Here is a 16,848-nt window from a genome sequence, read left to right on the forward strand (position 1 = left end):
CCAGTCCCTATGAGCCAGACCCTCGACACCCAGGTGCTCAACGAGCCCAGGCGCTCGCTCGTCGCCCAGTGGATCGCGGTGCTCGCCCCGCCCGGGGCGTGGGCCGCTGAGTTCCTGCTGAACTACAACCTGGCCGACAGCCTGGGCTGCAGCCCCTCCGCCATCCGCTTCCTCGGGATGGATGGCGGCGTCAAGATCGCCAGCGCCGCGGTGACCGGGGTCGCCGTCCTGGTGTGCCTCCTCACGGGTGCCCTGTCCCTGGCCGCCTACCGGCGCTTCCGCGCCGAGGACCACACCACGGGCCAGCGCGCCCGGTGGATGGCGCTGGCCGGGGTCATGGTCGCCGTGCTGTTCCTCATCATCATCCTGGCCAGCTTCCTGCCCATCGCCATCCTCGACCCGCCGTGCGCCCCCTCAATGTGATGGCCAGGACGTGATGGCGGGCGTTGTGGCGGTCCCGCCCGCCGGCCTCTGGGGAGCCTGGAGCTTCGACCCCGCCGTCGTGGGCGGCCTGGTCCTGGCGGCCGTGGCGTACGAACGGGGATGGACTGCGCTGCGCCGCCTCGCCCGGCCCCCGGTGACCGGGCGCCACGCCGCTGCCTTCGGCGCCGGGCTCGGGCTGCTGGTGGTCGCCCTGGTCTCGCCGCTCGACGGGCTGGACGCCACCCTGCTCTCCGCCCACATGGCGCAGCACCTGATCCTGCTGGTGGCCGCCCCCCCGCTGCTCCTCGCCGGGCGCCCCGGCCTGGTCCTCCCCCGCGGCCTGCCGCTGACCGGCCGCCGGCGCCTGGTCGTCCTGTCCCGCCGCCTCCACGGCCCCGCCCGCTGGGCGCGGAACCCGCTGGTGGTCCTCGTCCTGGTCACGGCCACGATGTGGGGCTGGCACCTGCCGGGCGTGTACGACGCCGCCCTCGCCCACCCTGGTCTCCATGCCGCCGAGCACGCCGCCTTCCTCGGCACCGCCCTGCTCTTCTGGCGGCTGGTGGTGGACCCGGCCCCCAGGCGCAAGCTGGGCTACGCCCCGGCGATGCTCCTCACCTTCGGCGTGATGCTGCAGGGCGCCGCCCTGGGAGCGGCGATTGCCCTCTCGCCGGCGGTGCTCTACCCGGCGTACGGCGCCGGGGCGGCCATGTGGCACGTGTCGGCGCTGGGCGACCAGCAACTCGCCGGGGCGCTCATGTGGGTGCCGCCGGGCGGCCTGTACCTGATCACCATCGTGGCCCTGGCCAGCCGCTGGTTCGCCGACGTCGAGCGCCGCATGCGCCACCGGGAGGCCCGCCTCGCCCCGGCCCAGGCGCCATGAGGGGCCGCCGGGCGGCCCTCGCCGCGCTCTTTGCCCTGCTCGTGCTCGGTGCCACCGGCTGCTCGGCGCTGCACGCCCGGGAGACCGTGCCCTACCGGCCGCCGGGCGGCATCGTGCCCGACGTCTCCAACCCGCCCAACGGCTTCGTCATCTACCAGCGGGACTGCGGCTGGTGCCACGGCAGCCAGGGCGAGGGCACCGGGAACGGCCCGCCGCTCACCGGCGGGACCAACTCGCCCGCCCTGACCGACCTCATGCTGTCGACCGGGCGCATGCCGATCGCCTCCCCCGCCCAGAAGAACGCCCTCCACCAGCCGGCGCAGTACACCGAGGCACAGGTCGCCGCCATCGTGGCCGAGGTGGCCACGTTCAACGCCTCGGCCAGCGAGACCGCCATCCCGGCGGTGGATGCCCCCGCCGGCAACCTGGCAGCGGGAAAGACCGCCTACGAGGCCAACTGCGCCGCCTGCCACTCCGCCACCGGGGCCGGCGGCGTCCTGGCCACCGGCAAGGACGCGGTCATCAACGGCTACGTCGTGAGCCGGCGCGGCCTGGTGGCTCCGCCGCTCCTGCAGTCAACAGCCACCCAGATCGCCGAGGCTATCCGTACCGGCCCCCCGGGGATGCCGGACTTCGGCCCCTCACAGCTCTCCGACGCCCAGGTCAACGCCATCGCCCACTACATCGAGTTCCTCCAGAAGGCCCCCGACCCCGGCGGTCTCAACCTCGGCCGGATCGGCCCGGTGGCGGAGGGGGCGGCCGGTTGGGTGCTGGGGCTGGGCGTGCTCCTCCTGCTGGTGCGCTGGATCGGGACGAGCGGCCGCGAGCGCTCCGGGGGCCACGGAGGGGGCCAGAGTGGGAGCCACGGAGGGGGGGACGGTGAATAAGACCCGGGCCATCGCGCTGGCCTTCACCCTCAGCGCCCTCTCGTCGCTCAGCCTGGCGGTGGTATACGTGAAGGGCGGCGAGGCCCAGCTGGAGGGGGCGCTGCTCGGGGTGGCACTCGGCGGCGTCTCCGTCGGCCTGATCCTGTGGGCAAAACGCCTGATGCCCCACGGCCCCGATACCCAGGCCCGGGCGGTGACGCCCCCGCAAGCCGCCGAACGGCCGGAGGCTGCCGAGGCCTTCGAGGAGGGGGCCGGGCGCATCGGCCGGCGCCGGTTCCTCGGCCGCATGCTGGCGGTGGCCATCGGGGCGTTCGGGGTGGCCGCGGTCGTGCCCATCCGCTCGCTCGGCGGGCGCCCCGACGGCCTGCTCTCCCACACCTCGTGGCGCCGGGGGTCGCGGGCGGTCACGGACGACGGCAACCCGGTCCTGGCCGCCGACCTGCCGGTCAACACCGTCCTCACGGTGTATCCCGAGGGCGCCCCCGGCTCGGCCGACTCCCAGACCCTGCTCATCCGCCTGCCGGCGGGCGACTACCACCCCCTCCCGGGCCGGGCGGACTGGGCGCCGGGCGACATCGTGGGCTTCTCCAAGGTGTGCACCCACGCCGGGTGCCCGGTGGGCCTCTACCGGGCCGACTCCCAGGAGCTGTACTGCCCCTGCCACCAGTCGATCTTCGAGGTGCTCGAGGCGTGCCGGCCCTCGGCGGGGCCCGCCACCCGGCCGCTGCCCCAGCTCCCGCTGGCGGTGGACGCCGACGGCTACGTCATCGCTCAGGGCGACTTCCCGGAGCCCATCGGCCCGGGCTTCTGGACCAGGGAACACAAGTGATCCGGCGCCTGGTCTCCTGGCTGGACGACCGCCTGGGCGGGTCGAGCTTCGCCGCCGAGGCGCTGAACAAGGTCTTCCCGGACCACTGGGCGTTCCTGCTGGGCGAGATCGCCCTCTACTGCTTCACCGTCCTGGTGCTCACCGGGACCTTCCTCACCTTCTTCTTCACGGCGAGCACCGCCCCCACTGTCTACCGGGGGGCCTACGCCCCGCTGAACGGTGCCCACGTTTCCAGCGCCTACGCCTCCGTGGTGCGTCTCAGCTTCGATGTGCGGGCGGGCCTCGTGATGCGCCAGATCCACCACTGGACGGCGGTGGTCTTCGTGGCCGCCATCGTGGCGCACCTGTGCCGCATCTTCTTCACCGGCGCGTTCCGCCGGCCCCGGGAGATCAACTGGGTGATCGGCGTCGTGCTGCTGATCCTGGCGATCTTCAACGGCTTCACCGGCTACTCGCTGCCCGACGACCTTCTCTCGGGCACCGGCCTGCGGATCGCCTACTCGATCGCCATCTCCATCCCGGTCATCGGGACCTGGATCGCCTTCCTGCTCTTCGGCGGCCCCTACGGCTCGCCCGGGATCATCGGGCGGCTCTTCGTCATCCACATCCTGTTCATCCCGGCCCTCATCGGCGCTTTGCTGGGCGCCCACCTGGGCATCGTGTGGCGCCAGAAGCACAGCCAGTTCCCCGGGCCTGGGCGCCTGGAGGGCAACGTGGTGGGCGAGAAGCTCTGGCCCACGTACGCCGCGAAGTCCATGGGACTGTTCTTCGGGGTGGCCGCCGTCGTCTCCGCTCTGGGCGGCCTCCTGCAGATCAACCCGGTGTGGCAGTACGGCCCCTACGTCGTCTCGCAGGTCAGCTCCCCGGCCCAGCCCGACTGGTACCTCGGCTGGCTGGAAGGGGCGCTGCGCATCTTCCCGGCCTGGGAGACCCGGGTCTTCGGCTTCGAGATCCCCAACGCTTTCTTCCCGGCGGTCCTGCTGCCCGGCATCACCTTCACCCTCCTGTTCGCTTGGCCGTTCATCGAGTCCTGGGCCACCGGCGACCACCTCCCCCACCACCTGCTCGACCGGCCCCGGGACCGGCCCGTCCGCACCGCGCTCGGCCTGGCGACGCTGACCTTCTACACGGTGCTCCTGGCGGCGGGCTCCAACGACCTGCTGGCCAAGTGGTTCCAGGCCCCGGTGGAGGTCATCACCTGGACCTTCCGGGTGCTGGTCATCGTCCTGCCGCTGGTGGTGGGCTTTGTGGTCTACCGCCTGATGAAGGCCCTGAAGGCCAGCGGCGCCGCCCGGCTCAGCCGGATGCCGGCCCGGGCGCTCTCCGACCCGGCGGCAGTGCGCGCCCGGTTGGCGGCGCACGCCCCCGCAGCCGCGGCCGCCACCGCCGACGGGGCGCTCGACGCCCGCCGCATCGCCCGCTGGGTGGCGGTGGGCGCCGGCATGGGCGCCCTGGTGGGGGGCATCGAGCGGCTGCTGCACCGGCGCCCCCCCGAGGAGTGACACCGTTTCGCCTGCCACCCCCCGGGTAGACCGGGGAGACGACTGACGGCAGAGCCAGGGGAGCACGCGGTGGCGACCACGAAGCGGCGCACGGCGGAGGGCCCGCCCCCCGGCGAGCGGAGGAGCCGCGCCAGCACAGGCGGCCCCGAGAAGGAACCCGAGGAGCCCGAGGAGCGCGAGAAGGAGGGGGAGGAGGAGCCCCAGCTCAACAGCGCCTTTGAGCGCACCATCACCGAGGGCACCCACCGCCTCACCCGCACCTGGCCCGGCCTCCTGGCCACCGGGGCGGTGGGCGGCATCGACGTCAGCGCCGGCCTGTTGGGGCTCCTGCTCGTCGAGCAGGCAACCGGCAACGCCCTCCTGGCCGCCCTGGCCTTCGGCATCGGCTTCGTGGCGCTCACCCTGGCGGGCAGCGAGCTGTTCACCGAGAACTTCCTGGTGCCCATCGTGGCGGTGGCCGCCGGGCGGTCCAACCTGCGGTCCCTGGCCCGGCTGTGGTTCGGCACTGCCGCCACCAACCTGCTGGCCGGCTGGGTGATGGCCTGGATCATCGTGACCGCCGAGCCGAAGCTCAAGCCCACCGCCATCAAGGTGGCCGAGGTCTACCCGAAGCTGGGCATCGGCCTGCACTCGTTCGCCCTGGCCGTCCTGGGCGGGGTCGTCATCACCCTGATGACGTGGATGGAACGCTCCACGGTCTCGGTGCCGGGCAAGATCGTCGCCGCCATGAGCGCCGCCTTCCTCCTCGCCGCCGGTGCCCTGGACCACGCCATCATCGTGTCGCTGGAGATGTTCGCCGCCCTGCACGCCGGCGCCCCCTTCGGCTACCTGGTGTGGTTCAAGGTGATGCTCTGGGCGGCGTTCTGCAACATGCTGGGCGGCGTAGGCCTGGTGACCGTCCTGCGCCTGGTGCAGGTGGGCCGGCGCAAGATCCAGGAGGAGGAGGACAAAGCCGCCGCCGGCGAGCCCGTCTAGGCGACGCCCGGGCCGTGGAGTTCTGGGATGCTCCTATAGAGAGTCAAGCCGCGGCGGCGACCGGGTGGACGGACTTGGGGAGCAGCGCTGCGTTGGCCTGGCGGTCCCCACCCCGGTTCAGGCGGCGGCGGAACACCTTGCCGCTGGAGGCCTCGAGGGGGCCGCGCCGCACAGCTTTGGCGAAGCTGGCCTCCGGGCCCGGAATTTTTCGGGTCAGATGCCAACCGGGCCGCCGCCCCCATCATTCGGGGGACTTTTGTCCCACTGGCCGGGACGAATGCCCCCGACTTCAGCCGAGGGGCCGCCGGCGAGCCCGTCTAGGCGACGCCCAGGCTTAGGCGACGATCCGCACCGGCGTCCCCAGGATGAAGTGGGTCAGGATCTGGTTCATCTCGGCGGTGGCCACCCGCACGCAGCCGTTGGAGACCTGCTCGCCCATCACGCTGGCGTCGGTCCAGCCGTGCAGGCCCACCCGGGCGCCGATGAAGCCGGGCACCGGCTGCACGGTGAAACCGGACAGGGCGAAGATGCCCGGGGTGTAGGGGGCCGAGCTCACCGCCTGGCTGCCCCAGATGTAGAACAGCCCCAGCGGCGTGGGCGTCGAGGGGCGCCCCACCGCCACCCGGAAGCTCTGCACCAGCTGGCCCTTCGAGTAGTGGTAGAGGGCGAAGCGCGACACCGACACCAGCAGGTAGTCGTCGGTGGAGGCGGTTTGCACCGCGGTGGCCGGCACCCAGCCCGTGGACCCGTTCGGCTTCACGGGAAGCACCACCTGGAACCAGCCCGGCTGCTGCTGAGTGACCAGGAAGGCGGCGGGCTGCTGGATGGTGTTCTGCCCCGGCAGCTGCATCGAGGGCCTGGCGGTGTCGGGGGCGCTGTAGACCTGTAGGGGCGCCGGGCCGTTGACGTACACGATGGTGGAACTGGAGAGCACGTCGCTGGCCGGCGGCGGCGGGACGGGCGCCGGGGGTGCGGCGGGACCGCCGGGCACGACCGGGGCGGCCGTCGAGGTCGCCGGGGCGGGTGATGCCGCTGGTGGGGCTGACGGCGAGGGGCCAGGGCTGGGCGACGGTGAGGGGCTTGCGCCCGCGGCGGTGACGTGGTGGATCGCGGGCTTGTGACCGGTCACCCCTTCGGTCTGCCAGCCGACCAGGCCCCCGAGGACGATGACGATACCCAGCGCCGCCAGCTTCGTGAACCAGGGCCACCGCTGGAGCAGGGAAGCTGCCTTGCGCATCGCACCGGTACGTTACCGCATCCTGCAAGCAGTGTTACCCGAATCCGCCGAACCCCCGCGTCAGCCCCGGCGCCGACTCGCGCGCGCGCTCGGCCCCGATCCCCCGCAGCAGCTCGCTCACGGTGCGCCCGGGTAGCTCCGGGCTGAGCGGCTCCCCGCTGATCAGCATCCGGAAAAACAACGGGCCGACCAACAGGTCGGCCACGAATTCGGGGTCCAGGTCGGCACGGAGCTCGCCCGAGGCGACGCCCTGGCGCAGGAGGGCGCACATGGCCGCCCGGTTCGGCTTCACGAGGCGCTCCCGGACGGTCTCCGCCAACTCGGCGTTGTGGGGCATCTCCACCGCCAGCCCGCTCACGATCTTCGCCACCTGCGAGCAGGACAGGGCACTCAGCATGCGCTCCAACCCGCACACCACGGGCTCGAAGCCGTCGCACGCGGCCTCCACCGGGCAGTCCTTCCCGGCGCAGCACACCGCCTCCACCACCATGTCCGCCTTGGAGGGCCACCGCCGGTAGATGGTGGTCTTCGCCACTCCGGCCCGGGCGGCCACCCCTTCGATGGTGACCTCCCGGTACCCGCGTTCGATCAGCAGCTCGACGATGGCGTCCATGATCGCCCGGTCGGCCACCGCGCTGCGGGGCCGACCGGGAGACCGTGCACTCTGTTCCGTAGCGAGAGTTTCCACTGGTAATACCCTATTACTCGGCCGCACCGACCGGGCGGATGGCCGCCTCAGCCTCCTCGACCACCTCCACCGCCTCGGCACCGAGCAGCGCCTCCGCGGCCTCATCCTCAATCCCCTGGACCGGCTCGCCCGCCGAGGGCACCTCGTCCCGGGGCCGGTTCGGCAGGAACAGCGCCGAGACGACGCCACCGGCGACCGCCACCAGGGCGGCCACCTTGAGGGTGGAGTCCATGGCCGAGATGAACGTGGCGTTGGCGGTGAGGATCAGGGCGTGCCCGGCGGCGCCCCCGAGGGTGTTGCCCACCCCGATGGCGCCCCCCACCGAGCTCTTGGCGGCGGCGAGCGCCGCCGCCCCGCCCGGGTGCCCGGCGAACAGGCCGCCGACCGCCTTGACGATGGCGGGGCCGTACTTCGAGGTGAGCACGCTGCCCAGCACCGCCACGCCCAGAGCGCCGCCGATCTCCCGGGTGGTGTCGTTCATGGCCGAGCCCACGCCCGCCTGGCCGGGCGGCAGGGAGCCCATGATCGACTCGGTGGCCGGCACCATGGACATCGCCAGACCGGCGGCGACGATGATCAGGCCGGTCAGCACGTGGGCGTAGCCCGAGCCCGTGGTCGTCGACCCCAGGTACCACAGGCCGATGCCGCCCACCAGCATGCCGAGCGCCACCAACGCCTTGCTGCCCAGCTTCTTGACGAGCGTTCCGGTGATCGGTGCCACCATCATCAGCACCGCCGCCATGGGCACCAGCCGGACCCCGGCCTCCAGGGGCGTGTACTTGAGCACGAACTGCAGGTACTGGGTCAGGAAGAAGATGGAGCCGAAGAGGGCGAAGAACACCAGCGTGATCGAGATGTTCGCCGCCGTGAAGCGGGGGTTGGCGAAGAACTTGAGGTTCAGCATCGGGTGGTCGATGCGGGTTTCCCAGATCACGAAGCCGATCAGGACCACCGCCGCGATGCCGAAGGCGGTCAGGATCGTGGCCGAGCCCCAGCCGTGGTTCGGTGCCTCGATGATGCCGTAGACCAGGGCGTCGAGCCCGATGATCGACAGGACGACGCCCACCGGGTCGAGCCGCCGGGCCTCAGGGTCACGGCTGTTCGGCACGATCAGACGGCCGACGATGAGGGCGAAGGCACACACCGGCACGTTGATCAGGAAGACCGACCCCCACCAGAAGTGCGCCAGCAGCAGGCCGCCGACCACCGGGCCGATGGCCACCGCCAGCCCCGAGATGCCGGCCCAGATCCCGATGGCCTTGGCCCGCTCCTCGGCCGGAAAGACATTGGTGAGGATGGAAAGTGTGGCCGGCATGATCAGCGCCGCCCCGATCCCGGTGAAGCCCCGGGTGATGATCAGCACGTGACTGGAGCCGGCGAACGCCGAGAGCAGCGAGCCCACCAGGAAGACGACCAGGCCGGTAGCCAGCGCCGTCCCGCGGCCGAACCGGTCGCCCAGGGTGCCCATGGTCAGCAGCAGGCCGGCGAACAGCAGGCTGTAGGCGTCCACCATCCACTGCAGCTGGCTCTCGGTGGAGTGGAGCTTGCGCACCAGGGTGGGCAGCGCCACGTTGAGGATCGTGTTGTCCATCACGATGAGCAACAGGCTCAGGCAGAGGACCCCGAGGATCCACCACCTGCGTTCGTACCCCTCTGGATGCTCCACCCGCCCCACCTCCCGTCTCGGTGCTGCCTCAGACCAGTACGAGTGCTGAACGAACCATTACGAAACCGATACGTAGCGTTACGCAGTGTGCCGGGCGCCCCGTCCCATGTCAAGACCTTCGGGCCGAAAAAAATTCATCGGTCCAGAAATTTTTTCTGCGGGCGGGCGGCCGGGCGGCGTCGTTGGTGAGCCTGGCCCTACCTCGGCTCGCGCGCAGGACCCCAGACGCGGCGCAGCACCTGGCGGCCGGCGGACCACCAGGTGCTGCGAGGGGATCAGCGGGTCAGCGCTGGGTGCGGTAGGCGGGCGTGCCGTCTTCCGGGTTGCTGCTCGGCCGGTTGCCCGGCCCGTCCAACCCCCACTGCAGGTCACACCCCACGCACTGTGCCCGGCGCTTCGGCCGGATCTCCACCACGATGTGAGTTGAGCCGCAGACGGGGCAACGGGGCATTCGGGACCTCCTTCGGCAGGACTTCCGAGCGGCAACACCACCCTAACGCTGAAAGGTTACCTACCCGTTGCCAACCTGTTACAACCGCGGGAAATCTCGCCTGTCCAACCGCTCGCGGAGCGTCACCACCGAGCCCACCACGATGATCGCCGGCGAGGCCACGCCCGCCGCCGCCACCGCCGCCGGGAGCTCCGCCAGGCAGGCGGTGACCACCCTCTGGGAGGGCAGGGAACCGTTCTCCACCACCGCCGCCGGGGTATCGCCCGGGCGCCCGGCGGCCAGCAGGCGGGCGACGATCTCGGGCAGGTGGCGCAGGCCCATGAGCACCACCAGGGTGTCCACCGCGATCGCCAGACCGGCCCAGTCCACCCGGTCCGGGTCCCCGCCTGCACCCCCGCCAGCCTGGCCTCCTCCACCACCGCAGTGCCCGGTCACGATGGCCACCGAGGAGGCATGCCGGCGGTCGGTGACCGGGATGCCGGCGGCGGCCACCGCAGCGATCGCCGAGGTCGGGCCGGGGACCACCTCGACGTCGATCCCCGCCTCGATCAGGGCCTCCGCCTCCTCCGCCCCCCGCCCGAAGACGAAGGGGTCGCCGCCCTTGAGGCGCACGACGGACTTGCCCTCCCGGGCGAGGGACACCAGCAGGGCGTTGATGTGCTCCTGCTCCACCCGGTGCCCGCCCGCCTGCTTGCCGACGTCGATGGCCTCCCGGCCCTCCCACAGGCTCGGGTGGACCAACCGGTCGTAGACGACGACGTCGGCCCGGTCGAGCAGCGCCCGGCCCCGGACCGAGATGAGCTCGGGATCGCCCGGCCCGGCGCCCACGATGGCCACCCGGCCGCGCCCGGGGGCCGTCCGTTCACCCTCCAGCGCCCGGCGCACCGCCTCCCGAGCCTCGTCCGTCCGGCCCTCCCGGACCAGGGCGAGCGGGTCGGCGTCCAGGGCCGCCTGCCACCGGGCTGCCCAGGTAGCGAAGTCCACCGACGCCCGGGCCCCCGCCGCCGAGGCCCGCGCCTCGGCGAGCAGCGAGACCAGCTCTCCCCACTCCTCCCCGAACTGCCGGCCGAGCTGCTCCCGCAGGCGCCGGGCGAGGGCCGGGGCCTTGCCACCGGTGGCCACCGAGATCGTCAGGTCCCCCCGGCGCACGATGGAGGGCGCGGCGAAGTCGCAGTGGGCGATGTCATCGACGGCGTTGACCAGCACGCCGCGGGCCCGGCCCTCGGCGTGGACGGCGGCGTTCACGCCGGGGTCCGCACTGGCGGCGATGGCCAGCAGAGCACCCTCGAGGTCCCCGTCCTGGTATCCCCGCACCACCCGGGCCACCGACCCGGCATCGGCCAGCGCCGCAAGACCGGGGGTCACGCCGGCGGCCACCACGGTGACGGCCGCCCCGGCCTCGAGCAGCCCGGTCACCTTGTGCTCGGCCACCGTGTCGCCGCCGACCACCACACACCGCCGCCCCTCTACGTCGAGCGTGATCGGGTAGCTGAAACTCACGTCCGCACTCCTTGAGAGGATCGCTCGGATCGTTCTGGGGAGGATGTGATCCCGGAATGGGGCAACATGCTCCCCAGTTCGGCGGCCCCCGGCGCACGAACCGTCATCCGCCGCCCTCCTCCGCACCCGCGCCGTGGCCCAGGAAGCGCACCCGGTACCGCCGGTTGCACGACCGGCAGTGGTACTCCCCCGGCGGTCCGTCCAGGGGCCCCGAAGGCACGAAATCCTCCTCGCCGCAGTAGGGGCAGTAGTAGGGCTGGACCCGGACCTCGTCCGGCGACGGGGAGGACTCCCCCGTCACTGGCCCCCTGCGGGCCCGGCCGGTCCCGGCGATACGGGATGGATCCCGCACTCGGTCTTGTCCAGGCCCGCCCAGCGGCCCGTCCGGCCCTCGCCCGCCCGGGTGCACGGCCAGCAGCCCACCGAGCCGTAGCCCTGGGCCAGCAGGGGGTTCACGATCAGGTCGTGATCGGCGATGTAGGTGGCCACCTGCTCGTCGCTCCAGGCGACGATGGGATTCACCTTCACCAGGCCCCGCTTGGCGTCCCACTCCAGGGCATGGGCACCGGCCCGGGTGGCGGACTCCGCCCGGCGCAGCCCGGACACCCAGGCCCGCCGCCCGGCGAGGTGGCGGTCCATGGGGATCACCTTGCGGGCGGCACAGCATGCCTCCACGCCGTCCCGGGAGTAGATGGCGGGGTTCTCGACCGGCTGCACCGCAACGAGGTTGAGCTCGTAGCGCTTCTGCAGCCGATCGGCGGTTTCCAGGGTCTCCGGGAAGTGGAACCCGGTCTCCAGGAAGAAGACCTCGATCCGGGGCTCGATCCGCCAGGCGATGTCCACCACGACCGAGTCCTGCATCGAGCACGCCACGGCGATGTCCGGGTAGAAGCGCTCGATGGCCCACGTGAGGATGTACTCGGCGGAGGCATCGTCCAGGTCGGGCAGCACGGGCTGCTCGGCGAAGGCCGCACCTGCCGGCGACAGATCGTCAGTCGAGGTAGCCACGGTTCAAGAGTACGTCGATCACGCGGGCGGCCGAGGCATCGACCGTCTCGCCCTGGGTCTGGATCTCGATCTCGGGCGCCAACGGCGGCTCGTAGGGGTCGTCGATGCCGGTGAAGCCGGTGAGGGCGCCCGAGCGGGCCTTGGCGTACAGCCCCTTGACGTCCCGGGCCTCGCACACCTCCTGGGGGGTGGAGATGTACACCTCGAGAAAATGCTCGCCGACGTGCGCCCGGACCTCGTCGCGCACCGAGCGGTAGGGCGAGATGGCGGCCGTGATCACCTTCACCCCGTTGCGGGCCAGCAGCTCGGCCACGAAGCCGATCCGCCGGATGTTGATGTCCCGGTCCTCCTTGGAGAACCCCAGGCCCTTAGACAGGTTCTCCCGCACGAGGTCGCCGTCCAGGAGCTCCACCCGCTCACCCCGGGCCTTCAGGGCCACCGCCACCGCCTCGGCGACCGTGCTCTTGCCCGCCGAGGGGAGCCCGGTCAACCAGATCACCACCCCGCGGTCCGCCCGCACCGCCACCGCCTCGTGCGTACTCAACGCAGCCTCGTCACAGGAGCCAGGGCTCAGGCGCCCGGGCGGCCCAGGAGTGGAAGGGCTCGTCGGCGTGGCGGGTGGACTGGAAGCGGCGCAGTACCCGTTCGCAGTAGTTCGCCAGCTCGGAGGCCGGCACCTTCAGCCGCTTCACCTTGCGCCCGAAAGTGTGGCCCTCGCCCAGGTGCCCCCCGACGTGAACCTGGAAGTGGTCGACCTTGGTACCGTCCGAGGCGCTCCCCAGGCAGCCCATGAAGCCGATGTCGGCCAGCTGGAAGCGGGCGCAGCTGTTCGGGCAGCCGTTGAGGTTGATGCGGATGGGCTCGTCGAACTCCGGCATCCGCTCCTCGAGCTCCCGGTACAGCCAGTCGGCCCGGTGCTTGGTCTCCACCAGGGCCAGCTTGCAGAACTCGATGCCGGTGCAGGCCATCGTCGAGCGCCGGAATGCGCTCGGCCGCACCCGAAGGTCGTGGTCCTCGAGGGCGGCCACCAGCTCATCGACCTTGCCCTCGGGCACGCCCGGGATCACCATCTTCTGCTGGGTGGTCAGCGTCACCCGGCCGCAGCCGTAGATGTCGGCGAACTCCGCCACCTGGCGGAGCTGGTGGCCGTAGATACGACCGGCCCGGGGGGCGAAGCCGACGTAGTAGTCGCCGTCGTTCTGCTCGTACACACCCACGTGGTCCCGTTGGGTGGTGGTCGATGGCGGGGCCGCCTCGACGTCGGGCAGGCTGAAGCCGAGGTACTCCTTTTCGACGACCTCCCGGAACTTCACCGGCCCCCAGTCGGCCATGAGGAACTTGAGCCGGGCATGGTTGCGCGCCCGCCGGTAGCCGTAGTCCCGGAAGCACCCGGTGACGCCGGCCCAGACCTCCTCGACCAGGCAGGGCTCCACGAAGGCGCCCAGGCGTTTGGCGAAATGCGGGTTGGACCCCAGCCCGCCCCCCACCCACAGGTCGAATCCGGGCTGGCCGTTGCGCAGCACGCCCACGAAGCTGATGTCGTTGATCTCGTGGGCGGCGCACTGCTGGGTGCAGCCCGACACCGAGGTCTTGTACTTGCGGGGCAGGTTGGAGAACGTGGGGTCGCCCACGAACCGCTGGTGGATGGCCAGCAGCGAGGGGGTTCCGTCGAGGATCTCGTGGCGGTCCACTCCCGCCAGCGGGCAGCCGAGGAACGCCCGGGGGCAGTCCCCGCACGCCTCGCACGTCGTCAGGCCCACGGCCTCGATCGCCTCGAAGATCCGGGGCACGTCCTCGATGCGGATCCAGTGCAGCTGGATGTTCTGGCGGTCGGAGACGTCGGCCACGTCCCGCCCGAAGCGCTCGGAGACCCAGGCGATGGTGCGCAGCTGCTCGCTGGTCAGCCGGCCACCCGCCAGCCGGATGCGCATCATGAAGAACTCGTCCTCCAGCTCCCAGGGCTCGACCGATGCGGTCGCCCCCCCGGGCACGCCCTGGCGGCGCTGGGTGTACAGACCCCACCAGCGGAACCGGCCCCGCAGGTCGTCGGGCCAGATGGACCGGAAGCCGCCCTGGGCGTAGATGGTGTCGATGCGCTGGCGGACATTCAGCGCGTCGTCGTCACGCTTGGTGCGCTCGTTCTTATTCTGGGGCTCCATGTAGCCCAGTGCCCACTGTGCTTCGCCAAATTTGGGCATAGCTCACTCCGTGGGTGCGGAGGACGCCGAGCGCAGGATGCCGGCGACCTCGGGGCGGGCGTACTCGGGCGGGATCTCTTCGTTGCCGGACAGACGGCGGCGCACCTCGGCGGCGGACAGGGTGACCCGGTCGCTGGTGCCGTGCGGGCAGGTCTTGACCGTGGCCATGTGGCCGCAGCGCCGGCAGAAGAAGGCGTGGTCGAAGAAAATCGGCGTGATGCCCAACTCGGCGGCCGTGAACTGCCGGAAGATGTCCTGGGCGTCGAAGGTGCCGTAGTAGTTGCCCACACCGGCGTGGTCCCGGCCGACGATGAAATGGGTGCAGCCGTAGTTCTTGCGGCAGACGGCGTGGAAGATGGCCTCCCGGGGGCCGGCGTAGCGCATGGCGGCCACGAACACCGCCAGCAGCACCCGGTCCGCCGGGTAGTAGTTCTCGATGAGGGTCTCGTAGATCTGCATCCGGACCTTGGTGGGCACGTCGTCGTCGCTGCTCGCCTCCCCCACCAGCGGGTGAAACAGGAGACCGTCCACCTGCTCCAGGGCGCACTTGGTGATGTACTCGTGCGCCCGGTGCATGGGGTTGCGGGTCTGGAAGCCCACGACGGTGCGCCACCCCCGGTCGGCCAGCGCCATCCGGACCTCCTTGGGGGTCTGGCGGTAGGCGATGAAGGGGCGCCCCCGGGGCAGGCGCAGGACGGTGACCTTGCCGCCCAGCAACCACTCCCCCTGCGCCAGCAGGGCGGCGACGCCCGGGTGCGAGGCGTCCGACGTGCGGAAGACGCTCTCGGCCTCGTCCTCCCGGTCGTAGGCGTAGATCTCGTCGAGGTGCAGGATCGCCAGCGGTTCGCTCTGCGGGTCGCGCAGGACGACGTCGCCCCCCTTCTTCAGGGTGAGGACCTCGTCCGCGGTGGCCGCGAGCGTGACCGGCAGGCTCCAGACCAGCCCGCTGGCCAGGCGCATCTCGGCAACAACATGGCCGTAGTCGGCCTTGCCCATGAACCCTTCCAGCGGGCTGAACGCTCCGACGGCCAGGCACTCGATGTCGGCGACCTCCCGGGCGGACAGCGTGACCGAGGGGAGCACGGGCACCTGGTCCAGCCAGCGGTCCCGCTCCTCGGGGCCGGCGAGCCGGCTGGTGAGCGTGCCGCCGTGGGGCTCCGGGCCGGGCAGGGGCCGCTCGGCGATGGGGGTCGGCCGGATGCCGGACGGCCGGGCCAGCCGGAGGGATGACGGTTCCGGGGTGGTCACATAGGCTCCCTGTATCGCCTCAACTCGGATGAGCAAAACATCTTGCGCCCCGGTCGGGGACGCGCGGCTCGACTGTAGCAGCTTTTTGGGCATTTAGCACGGGGCAAACTCTATTTAAGGGAGGCCGGCGCCTCTACCCTCCGAGCGGGCGCGCGGCACCCCCGAAGGGAGGGGATGGGGGAGCCGCGAAACGGCCGGGTGGATCGGGGAGGGGACGGGGGGGTCGACGCCGCCCCCTCCCAAGCCACCACCGGCACATCACCTGCGGAATCTCGGCCCGTTTTCCTTTGTTTCTCGGTAAAACGGACAATATGTAGTCTACCACCGCCGGCTCCATAGACACGCCGGAAATGGAACTGGAAATGGAAACGGGGCCACTCTGCCCGGCTACGGCGGGCACAGTGACCCCGGTTCGGGGAAGGTACGGCGGTTACGCGGCTTCCTGGCCCTCCTCGGCCGGTGGCACGACCAGCGCCACTCCCGGCGCCGGGGGGGCCAGCCGCACCGGGGCCCAGGACCGGCGGGCGGACACCAGCCCGGCAACCGGCAGGGACAGGGGCAGGAGCACGAGGGCGGCGAGCGGCGACTGGCGGAACAGGGCGGCCGCCAAGGCCCCGAAAGCGAACCAGAAAATAATCCGCGAGCGCGTCCGCAGGGCGTCGACCACCCGGGCCAGCAGCGAGTGGCGGTTCCGGATCGGCACGACGCCGACGGGGGCATCGGCCGGCGACGGCTCCGGTGGGGGCTCGGTGAGGTCGATCTCGGCGGGCGCGCCGCTGGGGGCGGCGCCGGAGCCGGAAAGCTGGATCGTGGCAACGTGGTCGTCCATGCAGCGCACCAGCAACTCACGGAGCACGCCGGTGGCGGGGTCGGGGTCGAAGCTGGTGAGGAGTTCGGCGGGAAGCCCGCAGGTCGGGCAGGAGATGATCGTGAGGTCTGGCACGGAGGGGCCCCTTTCTGGGTGTCCGGGCGGACTCAGAGAACGGTCACTGCGCAAGTTGTCCTGAACATCATCGGAACCCCGGTACCCAAACCCCAGCCTGCAAAATCCATTAGCCCGCGAAGATAGTCATAAAGGACTACGTAGGGAGAAACCGGGCCGGCGAGAAATCACCCGGATCGGTGAACGGCGGCCTCCCGAGGAGGATCTCCGCGGCCAGCCGGCCGCTCCCCGCCCCGAGGGTTACCCCCTGCCCGCCGTGGCCACCGGCCACGAAGAACCCCTCGACGCCCGGCAGCCACCCGATGAGCGGCCTCCCGTCCGGGCTGGTGGGCCGCACGCCGGACCACGCCGCCACCAGGGGGACGCCGGCCAGGGCCGGCACCAGGGCGGCGGCTCCCCGGGCGATCTCGGTG

Annotated in this window: 18 protein-coding genes and 1 pseudogene; 6 read left to right on the forward strand and 13 right to left on the reverse strand. The window is 71.6% G+C overall.

The window, feature by feature from the left end; all coding sequences use genetic code 11:
• Nucleotides 1–9 precede the first annotated feature (9 nt).
• The 6 genes from VFW71_06985 to VFW71_07010 all read left to right on the forward strand — a co-directional run bounded on the left by VFW71_06985 (nucleotide 10) and on the right by VFW71_07010 (nucleotide 5,496).
• A complete protein-coding gene (locus tag VFW71_06985) occupies nucleotides 10–423 on the forward strand; it encodes a hypothetical protein (protein HEU5002505.1) in 414 nt (137 codons plus the stop codon).
• A gap of 13 nt (nucleotides 424–436) precedes the next feature.
• The gene (locus VFW71_06990) at nucleotides 437–1,303 is read left to right on the forward strand and encodes a cytochrome c oxidase assembly protein (protein HEU5002506.1); all 867 of its coding nucleotides are present in this window, start codon (nucleotides 437–439) and stop codon (nucleotides 1,301–1,303) included.
• Entirely contained in the window at nucleotides 1,300–2,190 is an 891-nt protein-coding gene (locus VFW71_06995) for a c-type cytochrome (GenBank protein ID HEU5002507.1), read from the forward strand. The genes VFW71_06990 and VFW71_06995 overlap by 4 nt, the downstream gene beginning before the upstream one ends.
• Nucleotides 2,183–3,019 carry a Rieske 2Fe-2S domain-containing protein gene (locus VFW71_07000; protein HEU5002508.1) on the forward strand — a complete coding sequence of 279 codons (837 nt, stop codon included), beginning with the start codon at nucleotides 2,183–2,185 and terminating at the stop codon, nucleotides 3,017–3,019. The genes VFW71_06995 and VFW71_07000 overlap by 8 nt, the downstream gene beginning before the upstream one ends.
• Nucleotides 3,016–4,521, forward strand: a complete 1,506-nt coding sequence (locus tag VFW71_07005; GenBank protein HEU5002509.1) for a ubiquinol-cytochrome c reductase cytochrome b subunit — start codon at nucleotides 3,016–3,018, stop codon at nucleotides 4,519–4,521. The genes VFW71_07000 and VFW71_07005 overlap by 4 nt, the downstream gene beginning before the upstream one ends.
• Before the next feature lie 69 nt (nucleotides 4,522–4,590).
• A complete protein-coding gene (locus VFW71_07010) occupies nucleotides 4,591–5,496 on the forward strand; it encodes a formate/nitrite transporter family protein (protein ID HEU5002510.1) in 906 nt (301 codons plus the stop codon).
• Nucleotides 5,497–5,578: 82 nt separating this feature from the next.
• Here VFW71_07010 and VFW71_07015 read toward each other — a convergent pair.
• The 13 genes and pseudogenes from VFW71_07015 to VFW71_07075 form a co-directional block, all read right to left on the reverse strand.
• A pseudogene (locus tag VFW71_07015) lies at nucleotides 5,579–5,709 on the reverse strand (IS110 family transposase).
• A 121-nt stretch (nucleotides 5,710–5,830) separates the two neighbouring features.
• A complete protein-coding gene (locus VFW71_07020; protein ID HEU5002511.1) occupies nucleotides 5,831–6,733 on the reverse strand; it encodes a L,D-transpeptidase in 903 nt (300 codons plus the stop codon).
• Between the two features lie 34 nt (nucleotides 6,734–6,767).
• A complete protein-coding gene (locus tag VFW71_07025) occupies nucleotides 6,768–7,421 on the reverse strand; it encodes a TetR/AcrR family transcriptional regulator (protein HEU5002512.1) in 654 nt (217 codons plus the stop codon).
• A 13-nt stretch (nucleotides 7,422–7,434) separates the two neighbouring features.
• The gene (locus tag VFW71_07030; protein ID HEU5002513.1) at nucleotides 7,435–9,087 is read right to left on the reverse strand and encodes an MFS transporter; all 1,653 of its coding nucleotides are present in this window, start codon (nucleotides 9,085–9,087) and stop codon (nucleotides 7,435–7,437) included.
• 283 nt (nucleotides 9,088–9,370) lie between these two features.
• Nucleotides 9,371–9,538, reverse strand: a complete 168-nt coding sequence (locus VFW71_07035; GenBank protein ID HEU5002514.1) for a hypothetical protein — start codon at nucleotides 9,536–9,538, stop codon at nucleotides 9,371–9,373.
• A 78-nt stretch (nucleotides 9,539–9,616) separates the two neighbouring features.
• On the reverse strand, nucleotides 9,617–11,038 hold the full coding sequence (cysG, locus tag VFW71_07040) for a siroheme synthase CysG (GenBank protein ID HEU5002515.1): 1,422 nt from the start codon (nucleotides 11,036–11,038) through the stop codon (nucleotides 9,617–9,619).
• Between the two features lie 103 nt (nucleotides 11,039–11,141).
• The gene (locus VFW71_07045; protein ID HEU5002516.1) at nucleotides 11,142–11,339 is read right to left on the reverse strand and encodes a hypothetical protein; all 198 of its coding nucleotides are present in this window, start codon (nucleotides 11,337–11,339) and stop codon (nucleotides 11,142–11,144) included.
• Nucleotides 11,336–12,046: a phosphoadenylyl-sulfate reductase gene (locus tag VFW71_07050; GenBank protein HEU5002517.1), complete on the reverse strand. Its 711-nt coding sequence runs from the start codon at nucleotides 12,044–12,046 to the stop codon at nucleotides 11,336–11,338. The genes VFW71_07045 and VFW71_07050 overlap by 4 nt, the downstream gene beginning before the upstream one ends.
• Nucleotides 12,030–12,590: an adenylyl-sulfate kinase gene (cysC, locus tag VFW71_07055; protein ID HEU5002518.1), complete on the reverse strand. Its 561-nt coding sequence runs from the start codon at nucleotides 12,588–12,590 to the stop codon at nucleotides 12,030–12,032. Before cysC ends, VFW71_07050 begins: the two co-directional genes overlap by 17 nt.
• A gap of 10 nt (nucleotides 12,591–12,600) precedes the next feature.
• Entirely contained in the window at nucleotides 12,601–14,244 is a 1,644-nt protein-coding gene (locus VFW71_07060; GenBank protein ID HEU5002519.1) for a nitrite/sulfite reductase, read from the reverse strand.
• A gap of 3 nt (nucleotides 14,245–14,247) precedes the next feature.
• A complete protein-coding gene (sat, locus tag VFW71_07065; protein HEU5002520.1) occupies nucleotides 14,248–15,492 on the reverse strand; it encodes a sulfate adenylyltransferase in 1,245 nt (414 codons plus the stop codon).
• 430 nt (nucleotides 15,493–15,922) lie between these two features.
• Nucleotides 15,923–16,435, reverse strand: a complete 513-nt coding sequence (locus tag VFW71_07070) for a hypothetical protein (GenBank protein ID HEU5002521.1) — start codon at nucleotides 16,433–16,435, stop codon at nucleotides 15,923–15,925.
• A 136-nt stretch (nucleotides 16,436–16,571) separates the two neighbouring features.
• The coding region (locus VFW71_07075; GenBank protein HEU5002522.1) for an FAD-binding oxidoreductase at nucleotides 16,572–16,848 on the reverse strand (277 nt) is incomplete at its 5' end.

Source organism: Actinomycetota bacterium, from assembly GCA_035765775.1.
Lineage (GTDB): Bacteria > Actinomycetota > CADDZG01 > JAHWKV01 > JAOPZY01 > DASTWV01.